Here is a 19,605-nt window from a genome sequence, read left to right as displayed (position 1 = left end):
CTCAGCGCCCGAGCAGGCGGTCGACCTCGGCCAACTGCCCGGCGTCGAGCGGCCCTTTCGCGATCGCGCCCGCGTTCTGCTCGGCCTGGGCGACGGTGCGGAAGCCGGGGATCGGCACGGTGCGCGGGCTGCGTGCCCACAGCCAGGCCAGGGCGCCCTGGCCGAGGGTGCGGCCGTCGCTGGTGAGGATCTCGCGCAGCGCCTCGATACGGCCCAGCCACGCGGGGTCGGCACCGGAGCCGTCACCCCCGAACCCTTCCAGCCAGGTCGGCGGCCTGCTGCGGATGTCCCCCGCCTCGAGTGGCTCGCGCCGCTTCCCGGTCAGCAGCCCCATGGCGAGCGGGCTCCGGTCGACGCTCGCCAGCTCCAGCCGCTCGCACAGCTCCACGAGCTGCGGCGCGTCCTGGAGCACGTTGAGCCGGTGCTGTACGGCCGTGCAGTGCGTGCCCTTCGCGAAGACGGCGGCGCGCTCGGGGTCGTCGGTGCTCCACCCGTACGCGCGGACGAGCCCCTCGGCGACCAACTCCTCGCACAGGTCCCGGAGTTCGGCCGCCCGGTGCGGATCGGCGTCGGAGAGGTGCAGCTGGTACAGGTCGACGTGGTCGGTGCCGAGGCGGCGCAGGGAGGCGGTGAGGGCGCGGCGCGCGTACTCCGGGGTGTCGTCGGTGCCGGTGAGGGTGCGGGTGTCCGGGTCGAAGACGTTGCCCCACTTGGTGGCGATGACGACCTGGTCCCGCCGCCCGCCCAGAGCGCGGCCCAGGACCTCCTCGCTGTGCCCGGTGCCGTAGACGTCGGCGGTGTCGAAGAAAGTGACGCCGAGGTCGAGGGCACGGTGCACGGCCCGCACGGACTCCTCGTCGTCGGCCTTGCCCCAGCCGAGGGGCTGTCCGTCGGCAGCCTGCCACTCGCCGCCGACAGCCCAGCACCCGAAGCCGAGGGCGCTCACTTCGATACCGCTGCGTCCCAGTGTCCTGCTGGTGGTCTCCATGCCCGGGAACGCTAGGAGTTGAAGTGCACACGAAGGCAAGCCCCGGTACGGCCGGGCTATGCCTGCCCGGTCTCGAAGCGGGAGATCCTGCCGTCGTCCTCGACCTCGAAGTGCCAGCGGGTGCGCATCTCGCCCCAGGTGTCGTTGCGGTAGCGGGCGATGAGGTCGCGGCCGCCCCGGGACTCGTTGTCGACCTCCAGGTGACCGTGGGAGGAGAAGATCTCCCGGTCGATCCAATCGGCGAGGTCCCGGTCGGCGCCGTCGTCGGACATCGTCGCGTCGGGCGAGAGGAGGGACAGGAAGCCCTCGCGGTCGTGGGAGTTGACGGCGCTGACGAAGGCCCGGACGGCCGGATCGCTGAGCTTGGCTGGCTGAATCGTCATGGCGCCAGGCTCACACCGCTCCCCGGGACCCGCCACCCGAACGCCCTCCGCGGCGGGCCCGTCGGGGTCCGGGATGCGACGGTGGAGAGGCGGGAGGGACCTGTCCGCCTGGCTGCATGGGAGTCACCGTGACCTGTTACGACCGACGCGATCTGGGCCTGCTGCTGCTCCGGCTGGGCACCGGCGGGGTGCTCGCCGCGCACGGCACGCAGAAACTGTTCGGCTGGTTCGGCGGACACGGCCTGGAAGGCACCGGCCAGTTCATGGAGTCCGTCGGCTTCGCGCCGGGCCGGGCGAGCGCGACGGCGGCGGGGCTGGCGGAGGCGGGCGGCGGCACGCTGCTGGCGCTGGGCCTCGCGACCCCGGCGGCGGGCGCGGCGGCGGCCGGCGCGATGGCCGGGGCCGCGGCGGTGCACATGCCCAACGGCTTCTTCGCCCAGTCGGGTGGTTACGAGTACGCGGCCACGCTGGGCCTGAACGCGGCCGGCCTCGCCGTCACCGGACCGGGCCGCCTCTCCCTCGACCACGCGCTCGGCCATGTGTTCGACCAGGGCTGGATGGTCCCGGTGGCCCTCGGCGTGACGGCGGCGGTCACGGCGGTGGTGGTGGGGGCGCGGAACCGGCGGGTGCGGCAGAAGACGGTGGGCGAGCAGGAGGTGCTGTTCGAGGACTAGACCAGGACTAGACCCTGTCGGGCGGATCATGCCGGAATCGCGGGGCCCGGCACGCCCGGGTCTTCCCGGACCAGCTCGGGTGCCCCCGCGGTGAGCGGGGACACCCGGTGGGTCAGGAGGCGAAGGTGTCGTTCTCCTCGCGGGCCCTGACCACGGCGTGGGCCAGGTCGTCCAGCAGGTCGCGCAGGGCGGCCAGGGTCGGCTCGTCCGTGACCCTGCCGTCCGCGATCTTCCGTGTGGCCTGCGGGATGCGCAGGTCCTGCGGGATCACCTGAGCGCCCATCACGGTGAGGGTCTGGGCCAGCCAGGCGCGGGCGTGGTCGCCGCCGGTCACCGCAGGGGATGCGCTCGCCAGGGCCACCGGCTTGTCGGCTGTCTCACCTCCGCCGACCATCCACTCCAGGGCGTTCTTCAGCACGCCGGAGGTTCCGTGGGCGTACTCGGGGGTCACGATCAGCAGACCGTCCGACGCGCCGACCGCGGACCGCAGTTCCGCCACGGTCGAAGGCAGCGCGGTCTCCTCGACGTCGGCGTTGAAGAAGGGCAGGCGGCCCAGGTCCGGCTCGACGACGAGTTCCCGCGGAGGGATCGTCAGGTCCACCGCCGAGCGCAGCACGGCCGCGTTCAGCGACCCGGATCGCAGACTTCCGCACAGACCGAGAATCTTCATGTCGATCAGCCTACGTTCCTGAAGGTCACCGGCAGGGAGGAAAGAGCGCGGGAGACGGTGGACGGGCGGTACGCCGGCTCACCGTCCAGGGCCAGGCCGTCGCCCTGCGCACGCTGACGCCGGACGCGCGAGAGGTGTTCGGCCGGCATCTGCAGCGGGTACGGGAGCGCCCGCTCACTCCGCCGGCGTGAGCCGTTTGATCGGTGCAGGACACACGTCGCCACGCGCCGGTGCTGCAACACACGCACACAACCATCGTTTCTGCATGTCAGCAGTCTGTGTCCTGATCACTCAATCGCGGCAGATCAAACGCAACCCTGCAACGGCCTGCCGCAGGACCCGGTTGTCCCGAGTGCTTCACCGTGAGATCACCGGGAGGAACCGCCTTGGCCAGGTATCACCTCACACGCCTCACCACGGCTCTGGCCGCGGCAGGCGCCCTGGTCCTCGCCTCGCCGACGGGCGCGCACGCCACTGCGATCGGATCAACTCCCGTGCACACCTTCGAGTACAGCGTGGGCGGCGCAACGGTGAAGGTCCCGACCGGCTGCATGTTCACACACATCGTTCGCGGCGTTGGCAGGAAGATCACCTATCAGAACGCCGACGTCGACTGCGCCTTCGTCGCGGCCCTCGGCAGCGGATTCTGCAACTGGCGCATCGACTTCACCTACGCGGACACCACCAATCGGAGATGTCACACCTCACGCGGGAAGACGCACAGTGAGTGCAAGATCGACCCGATGCGGAGCAACTCTCCCCGGACGTTGCCTCGTTATGGCAAGGCGTGCGCGCAGCTCTACGTCAACGGGTGCGCCGCGTGAGTCAGTGCCACCACATCACGAAGTGAGTCCTTCATGGTCGAGCAACAGCAGAGGAAGAACGCGGACCAGGTAGGGGAAACACGGCGGCACCGAGCCGGGATCGCCGCGTTCTTCGGGTGCCTCGTCGCCACGCTCGCCTTTTTCGCCTTCTGCCCCGGGCTGCCCCACGTCATCGACTGGGGAGCCGTCCTCGCGGCCATCGCCGTGGGCGCGCTTGCCCGATGGTCTTGTCAGTCGTGGATGGCGAGGAGGGCACGTGAGGCGCCTGAAGGTCTGTGATCACCTCGGTGGAGCCATGAGGTCCGGCAGCGGGGACTCCTGAAAGGGCATGAGGGTCACAGAAGAAGGGCGCCCTGGGTGCCGGGTGCCGGGTGCCGGGTGCCGGTCGAGTCTGCTGGTCGAGATGCCCGTACGGTGACTGCGCGACGTTTGCGAGGCCACTGGCGTTTGGAGGAGTCATGTCCCACGAGGTCGAGGACCGTCAGTGGACGGAAGGCGGGCCCGGCTTCGACCGGCGGTTGCGGACCGACTGCCCGTTCTGCCGGATCGTGCGCGGTGTCGCACCCGCCCATGTGGTGCGCGACTGGACGGACACGCTGGCGATCACGCCTCGGGGCGGAGGTGTCACCCCCGGGCACGTACTGGTGCTTCCGAAGACGCACGTTCCCGACGTGGCCGCCGACCCGGCCGTCTCCGCGACCACGATGCGGCACGCCGCCGAACTCGCCGCCGAAGTGGGCGACTGCAACGTCATCACCTCGCGGGGCGCGGCGGCCACCCAGACCGTTCGGCATCTGCACGTCCACGTGGTGCCGCGGCGGCAGGGAGACGGGATCCTGTTGCCCTGGACCACCCCGCAGGAGGGTAGCGGCTCGGGCCGTCCGGGCCGGGAGCGGCGGCCCTGGACGATGGGTCCGGCCGAGCGCTGAGCTCAGCTCAGCTCAGAAAGATGATCAGCAGGGTGTCGGCGGTCGCGAGCACGCCGTAGCAGAAGAGCATCGGCCGGGAGAGCAGCACCGCGGACCAGGGAACGGGGCCGCCGTACCGCTCGGCGTCCATGGTGAACGCGGGTGGCGGGTCGTCAAGACGGTGGGCGACCTTCTCGTAGACGGCACGGAACAGCCGCTCCTGACGGAGGTAGTAGCCGTCGAGCAACCAGAAACCGACCGCCACCGCGACCGCCACCGGGACCGGTCGCCAGCCCGGGCTGCGCGCTGCCGCGGCGACCAGCACGCTGTTGACGGTGATGCACCAGCCCTTGATCAGGAAGGAGTTGTTGCTGAGCCGGCTGATCACGCTCTGCAGGAGCTCCAGGTGCTTGAGCTCCTGCTCGTCGAGGCGGCGGTGTGCGCTCATGCCTCCGGCGCCCCCTCCTCGGCAGGCGGGGCGGTGTCCGGCAGTTCGAACTGGGTGTTGAGTTCCTCGACCGTGTCCTCCAGCCAGTTCTCCAGCAGACTCGGGTCGTACCGCCTCAGCAGGCCCTCGCCGTGGTCGAGGACCTCCAGTTGCAGCCGCGGTGTCGCGGGGCCGCCGTGCTCCTCGTCGGACGGCCACGCGTACTCCCGCAGCGGCAGTTCCAGCATTCCGGCGACACCGGTGTCGGCGCGCTCCTCCACGATCGCGGCACAGGCGTCGTCCACGGCGTGGTGCGCGTCGGTCCGGGCCTGTTCGAGGGCGGCGCGCAACCGGTGCCAGGAGACGCTGTGCGCGGCGAGCAGCCGTCGCGCGTGCGGAACCAGCACGTCCACGCTCTTCTGGGCGGCTGCTGCGGAGTTCTTCGCCTCCTTGTCGCTCTCCGCGTACGGATTGTGCGCGAGGACCGTGGTCACCAGGGTGGCGAGGGCGAGCGCGGTGACGAGGAAGACCGCCATGACGTCGCCGCCGGCCCCGAAGTCGGAGAAGTTGGCCTGCTGCGCCCGGGAGTGCGCGGTGACGCCGAGCAGGGCGATCAGCGTGAGATTGGCCAGGACAGGCAGGACGAGGCCCGGCCAAGGCAGGTCGTCGGGGCGCCGGGTCTCCACCCGCGGGCCCTCCTTGCGCCACCAGTGCCGCCAGGCCTCCTTCGGGCCGCGCAGCACGCGCTCGGTGCGCCGGCCGCTGCGCACCTGCAGGCGGAACAGCGAGGCACCGAGCAGATGGCCCAGCCCGAGCTGGAGACCGGCCACGCCGATCGCGACCAGGTAGCTGAGGCCGTACACGAAGTCGTGCCAGGCGCCGCCCGGCCCGACGCTCAGGACCTGCGCCGTGGCGCTGCCGACGAACGGGAAGTCGAACAGAGCGCTGAGCGTGACCATGATCCATCGCAGCCACGACCACGGCCGGCGGCCGCGGCGGAGCCCCTCCGGTCCGTCCTCGGTGTGCCGGGCACGCACCGCGCCGACCTGGCGCCGTGCCTCGCCCGCCGCCCGGCCGACCGTGAGCCGTTCCACCGCGTCGATCGCCGTCAGCGCGTCCTGGAACGTCTCCAGGAGTTTCGTCCCCAGCTCCCCGAGCCTGTCCTGGGCTTTGCTGAGGCCGGTGTTGGCCCGTGTGAACGCCCGCATCAGCAGGGCGCGTTCGCGGCTGTCCACCGGGTCGACAGGGCGTCCGGACGGACGGCGGCCGAGGGGGGCGTCGGCGGGTCGGGTGTACTTGGGGCAGGGTATGGGCGCGTCCCGAGGGCCGCCCTGCTGCCCCGCGCCGTTGCTTCCGTTGACTTTCATCTGGGGATGTCCCGCCTCACTTCGTGATGATCCTGACCTCCACGCGGCGGTCGCACTGCAACCGCTGCTGCCGGGACATGGATGCCGCGGCCTTGTCCCCGGGGCAGCCCGGTGACCGGCCCCGGCCGTGCGCCTCCACCCGCGACGCGGGCACCCCGTGCTCGACCAGCACCTTCGCCACGGCATCCGCGCGGGCCCGGGAGAGCGACTGGTCGTTGGCGGTCCCGCCGCGCGGATCGACGTACCCGTCGACCACGACCCGGTCGAGCGCCCCTCTGCGCAGGGTGTTGTCGGCGAGGGCGGCGAGCAGGGGCAGTGCCTTGGGGCGCACGCGCGCGGAGTCGGTGTCGAACAGGGCCGTGCCCGACAACGAGAACGTCCGGGGGCCGTCGTCGCCGAACCGCACCACCGGGTCGTCCGGGAAGGAGCCACCGGACTCCTTGCCGGGCTCGTTCCCCTCGGCCACCGGGGCGTTGTCGACGGTGCAGGCCCCGTGGGCGGCACCCGAGCGTTCGCACAGAGTCGTCCACAGCTTGGCCAGCCACGCCCGCTGCCCCCGGTTCGCCGAGGGCTGGCGGCCGGTGGAGCGGCCGAGGCCGACGAACGTGACGTGGGCGCCGCGCAGATCGGGGAGTTCCCCGAACTCGCCCTCTGAGTCGCACACGGAGACGACCGACGTGAGTTCCGGTGCCGATCCGAACTGCGCGGAACGCAGGTTCGCGCAGCCGTCGGTGGACAGCCCGTCGCTCAGCACCAGCAGCCGTCGCTCGCCCCGCACGCCGTCGAACAGGTCCGCTCCCGCCGCGAGGGCGCCGAGGACGTCGGTGCCGCCGGCGGCGGGCTTCTTGTGCTGGGCCGCCGCGATGTCGTCCCGGAGGCACTGGTTCGCGTCCTCGCGGTTGCCCTCCTGGTTGCCCGGGTTGGGGTTGCTCCTGCGCCAGGAGGCCGGCTGCCGCTGCACGGTCCACTCGACGTCTGCGTCGGGGCCGCCGAACGTGCCGATGGAGACGACCTGGTCGTTCTTGTCGTTCTTGGCGAGCAGGTCGCCGACCATCCGGCCGTAGTCGAGGCCCGGGGCGCCGGATCCCGTGCCGTGCACGGACCGCGAGCCGTCGACCAGCACCACGGTGCTGTCGGCGCCGGCGGCCGGGGTCTGCTTCTTCATCCAGCCGCACCCGGCCCTGGGGTCGTCCGACCCGCAGCCGGCGAGGCCGCCGGCGAGCAGGGCGAGACCGGCCAGGGCACCGACGGCCCGGGCAGCGGCGGACCTGCGGACCGTACGGCGGGACGGGCCACGGGTGCCGCAGGGTTCGCCGTGCCGGCGGTGCCGCTGTCCGGCGCTCACCTGTCCGGTCCCTCGGCGGCGACGGCGTTCTCGACCCAGGAGAACGGGCCGACGCCCATCTCCCGGCAGAACGCGCTGAGCGCCTTGTCGTAGGCGTCGGCGAACTCGAAGAGGCCGGCCTCCCGGTGGCTGCCGCTCGCTCCGTCGAGCGCCGCGCGCAGCGCGTCGATGGTCGTACGCCGGTACTGGCGCAGGCCCTCCATCACCTTGCGGAACTCCTGGTCGGCGAAGGCGGCCGCGAACGGCACCAGCAGGCGCCGTTGATGCGCGTCGAGCTCGCCGAGCAGCTCCAGGTCGCTGATCACCTTCAGCCAGGCCTCGGTGAGCGTCCGGGCCCGTTCCGCCCTGACCAGGCCCAGCCGCTCCGTCTCCCTGAGCGTCAACTCGTCCAAGTGGTGCGGCAGTACGTGCTCACGCAGCGCCGGGTCGACCCGCACCCGTACCGAGGGCGTGCAGCGGATGCGGCCGCTGGTGTCGTCGAAGCACCAGTTGCCCTCGGTCAGCAGCGCCGCGTTGACCGCCGCCTCGGCGGCGACCGGGTCGGCAGGGTCGCAGGCGCGCGCCGCCGACCAGGCGACCCGGATCAGCTCCTCGCGGGCCGTCTCCTCGTGCTCCGGCACACGTGACTTCAGCGTGTCCCGGGACATCTCCTGGCTGCTCCACTGGAGGGTGGGGAAGACCTCGAAGGAGAACACGTCGCCGTGGGCAGCCATGGACAGCGGGGTTTTCTGTGGCCGCGACTGCACGTACACGTCCTTGGGCCGGGTCACCGGCGCGGAGGCGTCCGCGTCGGACCCGGTGGTCTCCGTCTCCTGCGGGGAGGGGTCGTCGTGTTTGGAGCGCCACCACACGCGGATCGAATCGCGCACCGTGGCGAGCAGGCCCTTGGGCCGTCGTCCCATGGCTGGTCCTCCTTGAATTGCGGTCGGGTGTCGGATGTCGGGGTGCAAAACCCTGGGGCGGGTCCCGCACGAGGGTCGAGGGCGGGCGGGGCTTCAGAGCCGGCTGAGCGTCAGCAGCAGCTGCGCCACGCACCTGGCATCCGGCTGCAGCCGGGCCCACCGGCGCAGATGGAAGGCGGCACGGTTGCCGAGCCGGGGCAGGCACACCCGGGGCACGAACTTCTCGAGGAACCGGGCGAGTTCCTCGTCCTCGTCGGCGGCCAGCAGCCACTGCCGCAGCAGCTGCCATGCCCGTCCGGAGTGCGCCGGCTCGATGAGTGCGCGCCGCCACAGCAGCAGGAGGGTCTCCTCGCGCTCGGCGTCGGCCATCGCCTGCTGGGCGAGCCTCGGCCGGGACGGCAGCTCCGGTCCGACGGCGAACGGGCCGATGACGAGCAGGGCACGGGCCGCGTGCCGGGGGAGGTTGGCGTTGCGCGAACGGACCCACCGGCCGAGCGCCTCGGCGACCGGCTCGGCCCCGCCGGGAGCGAAGAACAACGCGGCGGTCGAGTAGGCGACGGAGGCGTAGAGGACCAGCTCCGGCCGTCCGGCGAGCGCCTCCAGGGCCGGCAGGGTGCCCGGTACTTCCCCGGTGCCCACCGGAGTGCCGTAGGCGCGTGCCGCGCTGTCCTGGAATTCGGTCCTGGGACTGCGGGCCCAGTCGGCGACCTGCTTCTCGATGCGTTCCGTCAGCCAGGGCCGATCGGCCGCCCGCGCGACGGCCATGGCCAGGGCCGCGCACCGCCGGTCGGTCATCCACTTGCTGACCGCCCAGAGCTTGACCAGGTCCCGGTAGACGCTGTCGAAGTCGTGCCGCAGCAGATGGCCGGCGATCACCGCGGCTCGCGTCCGGACCCGCTCCAGGTCGTCGCGCGCCAGCTTCTTCAGGCACTCCACCATCGGTTCACGCAGCCATGGCAGGTCGTGCCAGATGACCTCCGCGACGGCCGGCATCAGCTCCGGATCCGCGATCCGGGCGCGGCGCGGGTTGTCGGACAGGCCGGTGCCGGGTGCGGCGGCGATGCCGGTGCCGGGCGGCACCAGGCGGTCGAGGTCCGCTTCGAAGACCTGACGGGCGGGCACCGTGTCCCGGTTCTCGGCACGCAGCACCTCGGTGCTCAGTACCGCGCCCATCCGGATGACGTCGGACAGCGGCAGGTCGTGGCCGAGGACGTAGACGATGCGTAGCGCCTGCTGGTGCGGATCGATCACCGGTGCGGACGTCTGCGGCTGTGGCGGTTTCAGGTACCGCCTCGCCACGCTTCTCAGGTCTCCGTGGGGTGTGTCGAGGAGAGTGTCGAGTGTCTCCGCGGGTTCGTGCAGGCATGCGGCGAGGTCCCGGGCGAATCGGGTGACCCAGTCGACCGAGGCGGCCGTGGCGAGCGCCGCCTGTGTCCGCGGGTCCTGCAGGATCCGGTCCTTGAACTCCCGCCGGTGCTGGTGGGTGCAGTCGTCCTGCTCCGGGGTGCACCGGGTGCGGTGCTCCTCCAGCGCCGCACCCAGGTGTGCCGCCAGCACGGGCCTCGGTTCCGGCCTGCGGTGGTGGAAGCCGTGGGGGCCCAGGTCGCCGGGTTCGCTCCGCGCGTCCTCGACCATCAGGACGACGTACGACCCGCGCTCGCGGGCGCGCCGGCGCAGGGCGTCGAGCGTGGCCGGGGCGGGGAGGTGGGTGCCCACGTCGACCCGGATGCCCTGTCCTGCACGTAGCCGCCGGCCGTTCTGCTCGATCAGGGCCTGGGTCAGCCTGGCCTCGTCGCCGTGCAGGACGCTGAGGCCGGCGCTGCCGCACCGCCCGGCCAGCAGGAAGAGCGCCGTGTGCTCCCGCCCGCTGCCGTTCGGCCCGTACAGCACGACGAGGTGGTGTTCGGCGAGGCAGGTGGCCATCGCCTCCTGGTCGGCCACTTCCTGGTGCAGCCGGTGGGCCCGGGACGTCTCGGCGGTGTCGACGGGGATGCGCTGGAACTCGGCGGGCGGGGACGTGCCCACGTTCAGCGTGTAGGCGTTGCCCGTGAAGGCGAGCGCGCTGTTGAACGCCTCCAGCCCCTCCAGCGCCTCGGCCTGGTCGGTCTGGCCGGTGTCCCGCTGTCCGGGCCGGGACGGCGTGGCTGCGCGGGGCCCTCCGGGAGCGGTGGCCCGGGGGTCCGCGGTGTGCGGTGCGTCCCTCGGGCTCGGGTCGTCGTCGTGCGCCACGCCACCGGTCGTCTCACGGGGCGCGGCGTCGGCGTCGTCGGGGCGAGCGTCTCCGGTGGCCGTGGAGTCGGCGGGACCGCTGTCGGCCTGCGGGGCGTCCGTGCCCCGGTCGGCCGCGGTTCCGTGTTCGGGGGCGGTGTCCGCCGGGGGGTCGTCTGTCGCGCTCATGGACGCACCTCGTCCTCGTCCCCGTCCTCGCGTCCGGGGGTGAAGTTGTAGTTGTTGGCGGTGTTGCCCTCGCCGCCGACGACCACCGCGGCGTGATCGAAGCGGCCGCCGGAGAGCGACACGCCGTTTCCGGTGGCGGTGCCGCCCCGCCGTCGGGAGCCGAGCGCGGGAACTGCGGTGCGGATCTCCTCGAAGAGGGGCGGAAAGTCGATACCGGGGTGCTCCGGACGGAACGGAATGTTCTGACGCATCGTCAATTTATGAAGTTCCACCGGGAGTTGCTTCTTGTCGGGCATGTCGACGCCGTCGACCATGACGGGAAGGACGACGAGGCCCCACTCCAGGGCACGCTCGATCTCCCAGCGGACCCAGTACTTGGGGTCGTCGAGGCGGCGGCGGCCGTGCTCGTCCGTGACCGAGACCCATCCCGCGCCCATGATCGCGAGCAGGATGTCGCACTTCCTCAGATTCTTCGCGATCTGGTCGGGGAAGTAGGAACCTCCCTCGATGTCGGACCGGTCGCGGAACACCTCTTCCTTGCCGAACTCCGCGCGCAGGGCCGTTTCGATGTGCGAGGCGAGGGTGCCGGTGTCGGCACGGCAGAAGTTGACGAAGACGGAGGGGGCCATGCTGTTCCTCGATTCACGGGGAGGGCGTACGCGGCGCTTCCGGATGCACGGGGCGTCCGGAGGGGCGGCTGACGGGTGGGACCCGTAGATAAACCGACGTTTTCAGTCGTCTTGTGAGCGGTCAACGTGTTGCCTGTGGCCACTTCCGCGGGCAACGGGACACCTACGGGCCGGCAGGGGCGGCCGGGGACGGACCGGGCAGGAAGGACGGGTTCGGCGCCGCTGACGGGGCCGGACGGGGACTGCACTGGGGCCGGAGGGTGTGGGGTACTCGGGTACCCGCAGTTCGGATCGGACTCGGTGACGTCGACTCAGTCGGCGCCTGCCCGCAGGTCCGGGCTTCCGCGCAGGCTCTCGGCGATGACCGGAAGGATGTCCCGGACGACGGGATGCTTGCGCCGTGCGGCCAGGGACGACCGTAGTTGCCTCAAGTCGGCCCGGACGGTGGCGGAATCGGTCGTGATGACATCCTGGGCGACCAACGCGGCCACCGCGCACGCGCGCTCGATGTCCCCCGCCTCCGCGAGGGCCAGAGCCAGCCGGGCACCGTGGCGGGCGCGGGCGCGCCCCGCGTGCGGGGCCATGGTGTCCTGGCCGGTGTCGAGCAGTGCGACGGCCTGCTCGGCCTCGCCGAGTTCCCGCAGGCACCACGCCGTGACGAAGGCGGAGAGGTCGGGCAGGTGGGTGCTGCCGAGCACAGGGGTGCCGTGGTCCTGCGGCCGGGTGGCGCTCGCGAGTTCGGCACCGCGTTCCAGCGCGCGCCGGCACTCGCTCTCCCTGCCCAGGAGGGCGTACCCCTGGGCCTGGCGCTGCGCGGCCAGTTCCTTCGTCCGGCGGTCGCGAGCCCGGGCACCGGCCTCGGTGGCCAGCGCGACCGTGGACATCGAGTCACCCTGGTAGAGAGCGAGTTCGGCCTGGCGTACCAGCGCGTACGCGGCCATCTCGTCGTCCCCGCCCGCCTCGGCGAGGGTCGTGGCCTGGCCGGTCCACCACCGGGCGGCCTGGTCGTCGCCGGCCTCCTGTGCCATCCATCCGGTGTACTCGGCGAAGCGGGCGGCGAGTCGGAGAGTCGCCGCCCGCTGGGCGGACGGCACGGTGCGGCTCAACCCCCGCAGGGCGGCGGTCGCCGCGATGCTCAGCGGGGCGACGACAGCCGGGCTGGAACACTGCCCGAGGGCGCGGTGCTGGTGGAGCATGGCCCGGAAGACGGTGAGCGTGTCGTTCGCCGAGCCGGTCTCCTGGACGCCGGGCGCGAGGGCCCACTTGGCCGCGACGGCGGGTGCGTCGCCCTCGGCGGGCGCCGCCGAGCCGTATGCAGTGAAGTCGCTCGTGCCGTCGGCACGTAACTGGAGCGACCAGGGGCCGGGACTGCCGAACTCCGCGGCGGATAAGGCGGACAGGTCCTCGAGCTGCCGCACCGGGCGGTTGCGCAGCGCGACAAGCTGCCCTCCCGCGCCCAGTTTCGCGTCGCACAGCAGGGCGAGCGAGTCGCTGGGATTGCGCAGCCCTCGTTCGACCCTGCTCAAGTACGCCTTCGAGCAATGGACCTTGGCTGCCAGCTGGGCCAGTGACATGCCCGACGCGTTTCTTTGTCGGCGCAGCTCCTTCCCGAAGGACGGATCAACTGATGGCATGGTGGCTCCCCGCCTCGCTCCGTTGCTGAGCCGAGTTTGCCACAAGTTGGCCAATGAACAACCGATCAATCGTTCTATGCGACTAGATGACCACTTCTGTGACGCAAGGGGGCTGTGTGCCGGATGAGTCGAGCGCCCGACGAAACGAAAAGGGGCCCCTGACCTGCGTTCTGCTGGTCAAGAGCCCTGAGGGGCAGACGAGTCGGGCTGTACGCCGGGTTCTGTTCCGAGGGGTCCTCGCGGGTCCCTCGGCGACGGCCATCCATCTAGGGCCGGTGTTGCCACCGGCCTCGTGCGGTCTACCCGCGGACTCGGGCGGGCAGCCCTCGAACGTCCGCGCAGAGCGCTTTTCACGGCGCTCCTTTTGACCTTGCTCCGGGTGGGGTTTACCTAGCTGCCCAGGTCGCCCTGGGCACTGGTGGTCTCTTACACCGCCGTTTCACCCTTACCCAGCGCCTGAGCGCCGGGCGGTTTGTTTTCTGTGGCACTGTCCCGCGGGTCACCCCGGGTGGCCGTTAGCCATCACCCTGCCCTGTGGAGCCCGGACGTTCCTCGGGAAGCCCCCTAGGGGGACTCCACGCGGCCGTCCGCCCGGCTCGTCTGCCGTGTCGACCATGGTACCGGGCGTGTGGGCCGGCGGGGACCGGCGGAGGCCGTCGCCAGGACCGAGCCTGCCAGGATCAGGGTGAAGGCCAGGACGATGCCGGGCGTCAAGGACTCGTTCAGGAACAGGGCTCCTGCCGCCACCGCCACCGCCGGGTTGACGTACGTGATGACCGTCGAGCGGGTCGGGCCCACCTCCTTGATCAGTTCCAGGAAGGCCACGAAGGCCACCGCCGTGCAGATCACTCCCAGGCCGGCCAGCGCGGCCAGGACCGAGGGCGAGGGGACGGAGGAGGGGCGGGTGAGGGCTGCCGCGGGGGCGTAGACCAGGGCCGCCAGGGTCAGGCAGGCCGCCGTGAGGTGCAGAGACGGGACGTTCTTCAGGCTGCGTGCGGCTATCAGAGGCGCGGTCGCGTAGCCCAGGACGGTCAGGAAGACCTCGGCCAGCGAGCGGGCGTCGCCGCCGGTCAGGTGCGGGAGGGTGAGGACTGTCACGCCCGCCAGGCCCAGGGTCAGGCCCGTGATGCGGCGGGCTCCGAGCCTCTCCGCCTGCCCGAAGAAGCGGGAGAGGAGGACTCCGACTATCGGGACGCCCGCGATCAGCAGGCCGGCCGTCGAGCTGGACAGGTGCCGTTCCGCGTCGGTGAGCGTGAACCACGGGCCGATGATCTCGATGCACGCGAAGGCCAGCAGGGGGAGCCAGTGGGTTCGGACGGTCCGGATGAGGCCACCGCTGCGGATCGCGAAGGGGAGCAGGAGGGCCGCGCCCACGGCACAGCGGGTGAACACCACCACGGAGGGGGACAGGTCGTCCACCGCCACCTTGATCATCAGGTAGGGGATGCCCCAGACCACTCCCATCAGGGAGAACAGGAACCAGCCTCGTGCAGTCATGGGGCGAGTTTCGGCCGTCTGCCCCTCAGCGGTCTTGAACGCTGTTGCGGTACGCCGCCGGGGTCACTCCGAGTACCCGGCGGAACCAGCGCGTGAGGTGCGCCTGGTCGGCGAAGCCGACGAGCACGGCGACCTCGGCCGGGCGGAGGCCTGTCTCCAGCAGGACGCGCGCCCTGGTCACCCGGTACTGGGCCAGCCAGGCGTAGGGGGGTACCCCCATGGTCGTACGGAAGGCTCGTAGGAGCTGGTAGCGGGAGAGGCCCAGGTCGGCCGCGAGCAGGGCGAGGGAGGGTGGGGCGGTGAGTTCGTCGGCCAGGCGGTCGCGGACGGTCAGGGCCAGGGTGGCGGCGCCGGGAATGCGGTCGGAGACCGGTCTGGCCGTGGAGTGGCGGCAGGCCAGGGCCGTCAGCAGCCAGGGGAGCCGGGATTCGGCCTCCAGGGGGTCAGGGCAGGCGCTGAGTTCGGTGTGCGCGCGGCGGAGGGCCATGGCCAGCTCGGGGTCCTCCAGGAGTGGTTCGCGGAAGTGCGGGAGGCCGCCGAGGGTGCCGTCGGCCAGCAGGGACGGCTCGGCGTACAGCGCCCGGTAGGCGTAGCCGTCGGTGGTGGTGCCGGGTCCGCCGGTGTGTATCTCGCCGGGTTCGAGGACGACGATCGTGCCGGGCCCGGTGCGGATGTGGCCGCCGCGGTAGTCGATCACCTCGGAGCCGCCCACGCAGACGCCGATCGTGTACTCGTCGTGGGCGTGCGGGGCGTAGACGTGCCGGCGGAAGTTCGCGGTCAGCAGGTCGAGCGGGGGGCCGCACCGGCCCAGCCGCGCTCTCGTCCACAACGCCTGTTCCGCCACCGGACCCACCGGACACCCCCTTGCCGTGCTGCCTGCTAAGGGTGCAACGCCTTCAGGCCCCGCTTCCATGCCGCGGCCAGGTCGGCGTCGGCCGGAAACCGGCCGTGGATCTCCAGGATCACCATGCCGTGGGCGAAGGCCCAGACGGCGCGGGCCAGGTCCAGGTCGCCGGCGCAGGCCCGCAGCAGCGGCAGCGCGGCCCGGTCCTCCAGCCCGGCGGGGAGCCCGGCGCGCGGGTATCGCCAACGCCGTCAGCCGTCAAGGAGTGGGCTACCGGGGAGCCACCCGCCCCAGTGCCGCGAACGCCGCCTCCAGCCGCACCCGGTGGTCTCCCGCGACCTCCCCCACCGGATCCCCCGCCAGCAGACGGCGCGCGGAGGTGACGTAGAGCGTGCGGTACGCGGCCACGGTCAGGGCCGCCAGGAGGTGCGGGTCGGCCGCGCCGGCCTCGGCGAGGGCGGAAGCCAAGGCCTCTTCGACCTCCTCGACGCCCTCGCGGGCACGGGCACGCAGGGCGGGCGAGTCGATGACGATCCGCCAGAAGTGCGTGAAGCGCTCCGCCATTCCGCCCAGCGGGTGCCGCTCGTCCAGGAGTCGGAGCGCCAGGCGGCGCAGGGCGGCCAGCGGGGTCTCACCGGGGGCGCGTTCACGTACGGCTGCGGCGAACAGTTCGGCGGCCTCGGGAATGCGGTCGAGGAACAGGTCCTCCTTGCGCGGGAAGTAGTTGAAGACGGTCATGGTGGAGACACCCGCCTCGCGGGCCACCTCGGCGACCGTCACCGCGTCGAAGCCGCGCGCGGCGATCAGTCCCGTCGCGATGCCCGAGATCCGCTGTCGCGTCTCCCGCTTCTTGCGCTCCCTCAGGGAAAGCTCCTCGTTCATGTAGAAAATATATCCGCTCAAAACTTTTAGTGACTACAGTGAAGTCCATGACGACGACGGATTACGACGTGGTGGTGGCCGGCGCCGGGCCGGTGGGGCTGTTCCTCGGCTGCGAGCTGCGGCTCGGCGGGGCCCGGGTACTGGTCGTGGAACGGCTGACCGAGGTGGACGAGACGATCAAGGCGGGCGCGGTCAACATCCCCAGCGCGGTGGCGTTCTACCGGCGGGGCCTGCTGCCGGAGATGGCCGCGGTGTGGGAGGCGGCGCGGGAACGGCTGAGGGCCTTCAGGAAGGAGGCCGTCGGCAAGGAGGGCGGAAAGCCCAGGATCCCCCCGAAGTTCGCCGGGCACTTCGCCGGGATCATGATGGACCCCGATCTGTTCGACGGCTCCGACCCGGCCTGGGCGGATGTCGGGCCGGCCGCCGAGGCCGGCCTCGGTGTGCCGCAGGCCGAACTGGAGCGGATCCTGGCCGCGCGGGCCGCCGAGCTGGGCGTCGAGGTCCGCCGGGGCGTGGAGCTGACCGGCTTCGCGGCGGACGAGGACGGCGTGACCGTACACGTCCGTGCTCTCGAGGGCGACCCCGAGGAGATCCGGGCCGGCTGGCTGGCCGGCTGCGACGGTGGCCGCAGTACCGTCCGCAAGCTCGCCGGGTTCGACTTCCCGGGGACGGACCCGGAGATCACCGGCTATCAGGCCGTCGTGGAGCTGACCGGCGCCGAGCGGCTCGGCGAGGGCTGGAACACGACCGACGTGGGGACGTACGTCCACGGCCCCTTCCCGGGTCGCGTCCTCAGCGTGGAGTTCGACGGGCCCCCGGCCGACCGGTCGGCGCGCGTCACCGCCGAGGAACTGCAGGCGAGCCTGCGCCGGGTGTCAGGGGTGCCGGAGGTGACCATCACCAAGGTGGTCACGGCGACCCGGTTCACCGACAACGCCCGCCAGGCCACCGAGTACCGCAGGGGCCGGGTGCTGCTCGCGGGGGACGCGGCGCACGTGCACTCGCCGTTCGGCGGTCAGGGGCTCAACCTCGGTATCGGGGACGCGATGAACCTCGGCTGGAAGCTGGCCGCGGTGGTGCGCGGCCGGGCGTCGGCGGCCCTGCTGGACACGTACACCGCCGAACGGCACCCGCTCGGCGCCTGGGTGCTGGACTGGACCCGCGCCCAGATCGCCCTGATGCGCCCCGACCGGCACGCCCGCGCCCTGCGCCGGGTGGTCACGGACATGGCGCTGACCACCACCGGCACCACCTACCTGGTCACGCAGATCTCCGGCGTCCGGCAGCACTACGACCTTCCCGGCGACCACCCGCTGACCGGCCACAGCGCCCCCGACCTGGAGCTCTCCGACGGCACCCGGCTGGGCGACCACCTGCACTCCGGCCGGGCCCTGCTCCTCGACCTCGCGGACGACCCGAAGCTGCGCGCCCGCGCCGAGGGGTACGACGACCGGCTGGACGTCCTGACGGCCGCCTGCCCCGCCCGGCCGGGCCTGGCCGCGCTGTTCGTACGGCCGGACGGGTTCGTGGCGTGGGCGGCGGACGGTGGCGGGACCGACGCGCTGCCCGAGGACCTGCGGGAGGCCCTGCCCGAGGCCCTGGACCGCTGGCTCGGCACGCCCCCGAACACCGCATGGCCCGCCGCGTGACCCTGCCGCGACGTCAACGTCTGCGCTGATCCCGGTCGGCGTCACGAGCGCCACACCTTCCGGCACACCGACGGCCTGGTACGGGCCCTCACGCGGGCGCGAAAAGGATCTTCGCCGTCCCCGGATCCGCTCGGGTGAGCCGGACGCGCAGGCGTTCGCCGAGCGGGAGGTGCTCGCCCTCGATCCGGCCGATCACGGCCGGGGACGTCAACTGCACGGTTCCGACGGTCGGTTGGCGGTCCGAGAGGTCCACCACGCAGCCGTCGAAGACGTCTCCGACCCGGTCCTTGAGGAGAGCGGCCTCCACGATGTCGACGCACTCCCGCTCGACCTCGGCCGCGCGGCGACTGCCCTCGGTCATCTGCTGCGGCAGTGCGTCGAGTGCGGCGAGGACCCAGGCGGGCGAGGCCTGGCCGGCGGCGGCCGCGAGGCAGAGTTCGGCGGCGTAGCGGTCGGCGAGCCGGCGCAGCGGGGCCGTGCAGTGGGCGTAGGGGGCGGCGACGGCCGCGTGGGTGGTGATCGCGGGCAGGTCCGCGTCCCGGAAGACCGTGTAGCCCGCGCCGCGCAGCAGGGTCGTGCACTCCTGGAGAAAAGCGGCGTGGTGGGTGTCGTGCGGGTCGAGGGTGCGGATCAGCGCGGCGTACGACACGTGGTGCGGCCAGTCGATGTGCAGGGCGACCGCGGTACGGCGCAGGCGGGCCACGGCGCCGTCGGGCGCGGCCGGGAGGGTACGGAGGATTCCGGTGCCGGCGGCCAGCATCAGGCCGGCCGCGGCCATGCCGGTGAGCAGGGAGATCTGGGCGTTCCAGCCGTCGGCGGGCAGCGGGGCGCGGAAGGCCAGCTCGTAGGTGTGGTCCCGTTCGGTGATCTCCTGCTCGGGGACGCCCAGCGAGATGCCGCCGCGCTCGACCTCCAGCCGCTCCCGGGCGAGGCCGATCTCCTTCAGCAGCGCGACCGGTTCCTCGGCCGTCCCGCCGTCGATCTGCCGCTGTACGCCCGCGTAGTCGAGCTTCGCCCGGCTGCGCACCAGGGCCCGGCGCACGTCGACGGCGACGGTACGGCCCTCCGCGTCCAGGTCGAGGGTCCACAGCACGGCCGGCCGGGTCCGGTCGGGCAGCAGGCTCGCTGCGCCCTCGCTGAGCACGGTGGGATGGAGCGGGACCTTCTCGTCGGGGAAGTAGAGGGTGTTCACCCGCTTGTGCGCCTCGGCGTCCAGCGCGCCGCCGGGTGCGACGAAGGCGGCGACGTCGGCGATGGCGTACCGGACCCGGTAGCCGCTCCCCTGCCGGGACAGGTGCATCGCCTGGTCGAGGTCGGTGGACGCGGGCGGGTCGACGGTGAAGAAGGGGAGGTCCGTGACGTCGTACGACGGCAGGGCGGGCGCCTTCGCCGAGCGCTCGGCCTCCTCCTGGACCTCGGCGGGGAAGACCTCCGCTGTGCCGAGTCCGGCGCGGAGCGCTGCGAGGGCGGCCCGGAGGGGGCCTTGGGGGCGCCGGTCACGCGGATCCTGCGGCGGGGCATGTGTCGAGCGTAGGGCGAAGGTGCCTGCGCAGCACCCCGTACGCTGGCGCAGAACCGGAGAGAA

At 72.2% G+C, this 19,605-nt stretch carries 17 protein-coding genes, 1 other RNA gene and 3 pseudogenes; 5 read left to right on the top strand and 16 right to left on the bottom strand.

What is annotated here, in order from left to right; translation table 11 throughout:
* Position 1: 1 nt before the first annotated feature.
* Both ABZ471_RS08605 and ABZ471_RS08600 read right to left on the bottom strand, forming a co-directional pair.
* Positions 2 to 988 (bottom strand): aldo/keto reductase, encoded by a 987-nt coding sequence (locus ABZ471_RS08605; protein WP_359063895.1) that lies wholly within the window; start codon positions 986 to 988, stop codon positions 2 to 4.
* A 56-nt stretch (positions 989 to 1,044) separates the two neighbouring features.
* A complete protein-coding gene (locus ABZ471_RS08600) occupies positions 1,045 to 1,371 on the bottom strand; it encodes a nuclear transport factor 2 family protein (protein ID WP_359063893.1) in 327 nt (108 codons plus the stop codon).
* Between the two features lie 128 nt (positions 1,372 to 1,499).
* Between ABZ471_RS08600 and ABZ471_RS08595 the strand changes: the two genes are divergently transcribed.
* Positions 1,500 to 2,045 carry a DoxX family membrane protein gene (locus ABZ471_RS08595; RefSeq protein ID WP_359064053.1) on the top strand — a complete coding sequence of 182 codons (546 nt, stop codon included), beginning with the start codon at positions 1,500 to 1,502 and terminating at the stop codon, positions 2,043 to 2,045.
* A gap of 112 nt (positions 2,046 to 2,157) precedes the next feature.
* Here the strand turns inward: ABZ471_RS08595 and ABZ471_RS08590 are convergent, their stop codons facing one another.
* On the bottom strand, positions 2,158 to 2,715 hold the full coding sequence (locus ABZ471_RS08590; RefSeq protein WP_359063891.1) for an NADPH-dependent FMN reductase: 558 nt from the start codon (positions 2,713 to 2,715) through the stop codon (positions 2,158 to 2,160).
* A gap of 386 nt (positions 2,716 to 3,101) precedes the next feature.
* Here ABZ471_RS08590 and ABZ471_RS08585 point away from each other — a divergent pair, with 386 nt between their 5' ends.
* The 3 genes from ABZ471_RS08585 to ABZ471_RS08575 all read left to right on the top strand — a co-directional run bounded on the left by ABZ471_RS08585 (position 3,102) and on the right by ABZ471_RS08575 (position 4,468).
* The gene (locus ABZ471_RS08585; RefSeq protein WP_359063889.1) at positions 3,102 to 3,539 is read left to right on the top strand and encodes a hypothetical protein; all 438 of its coding nucleotides are present in this window, start codon (positions 3,102 to 3,104) and stop codon (positions 3,537 to 3,539) included.
* 33 nt (positions 3,540 to 3,572) lie between these two features.
* The gene (locus ABZ471_RS08580) at positions 3,573 to 3,818 is read left to right on the top strand and encodes a hypothetical protein (protein ID WP_359063887.1); all 246 of its coding nucleotides are present in this window, start codon (positions 3,573 to 3,575) and stop codon (positions 3,816 to 3,818) included.
* Between the two features lie 179 nt (positions 3,819 to 3,997).
* Positions 3,998 to 4,468, top strand: a complete 471-nt coding sequence (locus ABZ471_RS08575; RefSeq protein WP_359063885.1) for an HIT family protein — start codon at positions 3,998 to 4,000, stop codon at positions 4,466 to 4,468.
* A gap of 7 nt (positions 4,469 to 4,475) precedes the next feature.
* Here the strand turns inward: ABZ471_RS08575 and ABZ471_RS08570 are convergent, their stop codons facing one another.
* From ABZ471_RS08570 to ABZ471_RS08515, 12 genes and pseudogenes are all read right to left on the bottom strand, one after another.
* On the bottom strand, positions 4,476 to 4,895 hold the full coding sequence (locus tag ABZ471_RS08570; RefSeq protein ID WP_359063883.1) for a hypothetical protein: 420 nt from the start codon (positions 4,893 to 4,895) through the stop codon (positions 4,476 to 4,478).
* Positions 4,892 to 6,241 carry a hypothetical protein gene (locus tag ABZ471_RS08565; protein WP_359063881.1) on the bottom strand — a complete coding sequence of 450 codons (1,350 nt, stop codon included), beginning with the start codon at positions 6,239 to 6,241 and terminating at the stop codon, positions 4,892 to 4,894. Before ABZ471_RS08565 ends, ABZ471_RS08570 begins: the two co-directional genes overlap by 4 nt.
* A gap of 16 nt (positions 6,242 to 6,257) precedes the next feature.
* Positions 6,258 to 7,586, bottom strand: a complete 1,329-nt coding sequence (locus ABZ471_RS08560; protein ID WP_359063879.1) for an OmpA family protein — start codon at positions 7,584 to 7,586, stop codon at positions 6,258 to 6,260.
* Complete coding sequence (locus ABZ471_RS08555) at positions 7,583 to 8,488, bottom strand: hypothetical protein (RefSeq protein WP_359063877.1); 906 nt, start codon at positions 8,486 to 8,488, stop codon at positions 7,583 to 7,585. Before ABZ471_RS08555 ends, ABZ471_RS08560 begins: the two co-directional genes overlap by 4 nt.
* 93 nt (positions 8,489 to 8,581) lie before the next feature.
* Positions 8,582 to 10,885 (bottom strand): hypothetical protein, encoded by a 2,304-nt coding sequence (locus ABZ471_RS08550; RefSeq protein ID WP_359063875.1) that lies wholly within the window; start codon positions 10,883 to 10,885, stop codon positions 8,582 to 8,584.
* Positions 10,882 to 11,514, bottom strand: a complete 633-nt coding sequence (locus ABZ471_RS08545; RefSeq protein WP_359063873.1) for a TIR domain-containing protein — start codon at positions 11,512 to 11,514, stop codon at positions 10,882 to 10,884. Before ABZ471_RS08545 ends, ABZ471_RS08550 begins: the two co-directional genes overlap by 4 nt.
* 311 nt (positions 11,515 to 11,825) lie before the next feature.
* Entirely contained in the window at positions 11,826 to 13,148 is a 1,323-nt protein-coding gene (locus tag ABZ471_RS08540) for a helix-turn-helix transcriptional regulator (RefSeq protein WP_359063871.1), read from the bottom strand.
* A 194-nt stretch (positions 13,149 to 13,342) separates the two neighbouring features.
* Positions 13,343 to 13,747: RNase P RNA component class A (rnpB, locus tag ABZ471_RS08535), an RNA gene on the bottom strand.
* A 118-nt stretch (positions 13,748 to 13,865) separates the two neighbouring features.
* Positions 13,866 to 14,582: pseudogene (locus ABZ471_RS08530) on the bottom strand (DMT family transporter); the annotation flags it as partial.
* Between the two features lie 88 nt (positions 14,583 to 14,670).
* Positions 14,671 to 15,489, bottom strand: a complete 819-nt coding sequence (locus ABZ471_RS08525) for an AraC family transcriptional regulator (protein ID WP_359064051.1) — start codon at positions 15,487 to 15,489, stop codon at positions 14,671 to 14,673.
* Between the two features lie 35 nt (positions 15,490 to 15,524).
* Positions 15,525 to 15,713 (bottom strand): annotated as a pseudogene (locus ABZ471_RS08520) (TetR-like C-terminal domain-containing protein); the annotation flags it as partial.
* Between the two features lie 46 nt (positions 15,714 to 15,759).
* Positions 15,760 to 16,371 carry a TetR/AcrR family transcriptional regulator gene (locus ABZ471_RS08515; protein ID WP_359063869.1) on the bottom strand — a complete coding sequence of 204 codons (612 nt, stop codon included), beginning with the start codon at positions 16,369 to 16,371 and terminating at the stop codon, positions 15,760 to 15,762.
* Positions 16,372 to 16,418: 47 nt separating this feature from the next.
* Between ABZ471_RS08515 and ABZ471_RS08510 the strand changes: the two genes are divergently transcribed.
* Positions 16,419 to 18,020, top strand: a complete 1,602-nt coding sequence (locus tag ABZ471_RS08510; protein ID WP_359063867.1) for an FAD-dependent monooxygenase — start codon at positions 16,419 to 16,421, stop codon at positions 18,018 to 18,020.
* Between the two features lie 88 nt (positions 18,021 to 18,108).
* On the opposite strand, the pseudogene ABZ471_RS08505 reads toward ABZ471_RS08510, so the two are convergent.
* Positions 18,109 to 19,541, bottom strand: a pseudogene (locus ABZ471_RS08505) (RNB domain-containing ribonuclease).
* Between the last annotated feature and the right edge of the window lie 64 nt (positions 19,542 to 19,605).

The organism is Streptomyces sp. NPDC005728 (assembly GCF_040630895.1).
Lineage (GTDB): Bacteria > Actinomycetota > Actinomycetes > Streptomycetales > Streptomycetaceae > Streptomyces.
This window is presented reverse-complemented; position numbering and strand designations above follow the sequence as displayed.

What these genes read in the sequence shown, in the direction of transcription:
- ABZ471_RS08600 (WP_359063893.1), bottom strand. Translation starts at nt 1,371, where the DNA reads ATGACGATTCAGCCAGCCAAGCTCAGCGATCCGGCCGTCCGGGCCTTC.
- ABZ471_RS08510 (WP_359063867.1), top strand. Translation starts at nt 16,419, where the DNA reads ATGACGACGACGGATTACGACGTGGTGGTGGCCGGCGCCGGGCCGGTG.
- ABZ471_RS08515 (WP_359063869.1), bottom strand. Translation starts at nt 16,371, where the DNA reads ATGAACGAGGAGCTTTCCCTGAGGGAGCGCAAGAAGCGGGAGACGCGA.
- ABZ471_RS08550 (WP_359063875.1), bottom strand. Translation starts at nt 10,885, where the DNA reads ATGAGCGCGACAGACGACCCCCCGGCGGACACCGCCCCCGAACACGGA.
- ABZ471_RS08590 (WP_359063891.1), bottom strand. Translation starts at nt 2,715, where the DNA reads ATGAAGATTCTCGGTCTGTGCGGAAGTCTGCGATCCGGGTCGCTGAAC.
- ABZ471_RS08555 (WP_359063877.1), bottom strand. Translation starts at nt 8,488, where the DNA reads ATGGGACGACGGCCCAAGGGCCTGCTCGCCACGGTGCGCGATTCGATC.
- ABZ471_RS08580 (WP_359063887.1), top strand. Translation starts at nt 3,573, where the DNA reads ATGGTCGAGCAACAGCAGAGGAAGAACGCGGACCAGGTAGGGGAAACA.
- ABZ471_RS08575 (WP_359063885.1), top strand. Translation starts at nt 3,998, where the DNA reads ATGTCCCACGAGGTCGAGGACCGTCAGTGGACGGAAGGCGGGCCCGGC.
- ABZ471_RS08565 (WP_359063881.1), bottom strand. Translation starts at nt 6,241, where the DNA reads ATGAAAGTCAACGGAAGCAACGGCGCGGGGCAGCAGGGCGGCCCTCGG.
- ABZ471_RS08605 (WP_359063895.1), bottom strand. Translation starts at nt 988, where the DNA reads ATGGAGACCACCAGCAGGACACTGGGACGCAGCGGTATCGAAGTGAGC.
- ABZ471_RS08545 (WP_359063873.1), bottom strand. Translation starts at nt 11,514, where the DNA reads ATGGCCCCCTCCGTCTTCGTCAACTTCTGCCGTGCCGACACCGGCACC.
- ABZ471_RS08540 (WP_359063871.1), bottom strand. Translation starts at nt 13,148, where the DNA reads ATGCCATCAGTTGATCCGTCCTTCGGGAAGGAGCTGCGCCGACAAAGA.
- ABZ471_RS08570 (WP_359063883.1), bottom strand. Translation starts at nt 4,895, where the DNA reads ATGAGCGCACACCGCCGCCTCGACGAGCAGGAGCTCAAGCACCTGGAG.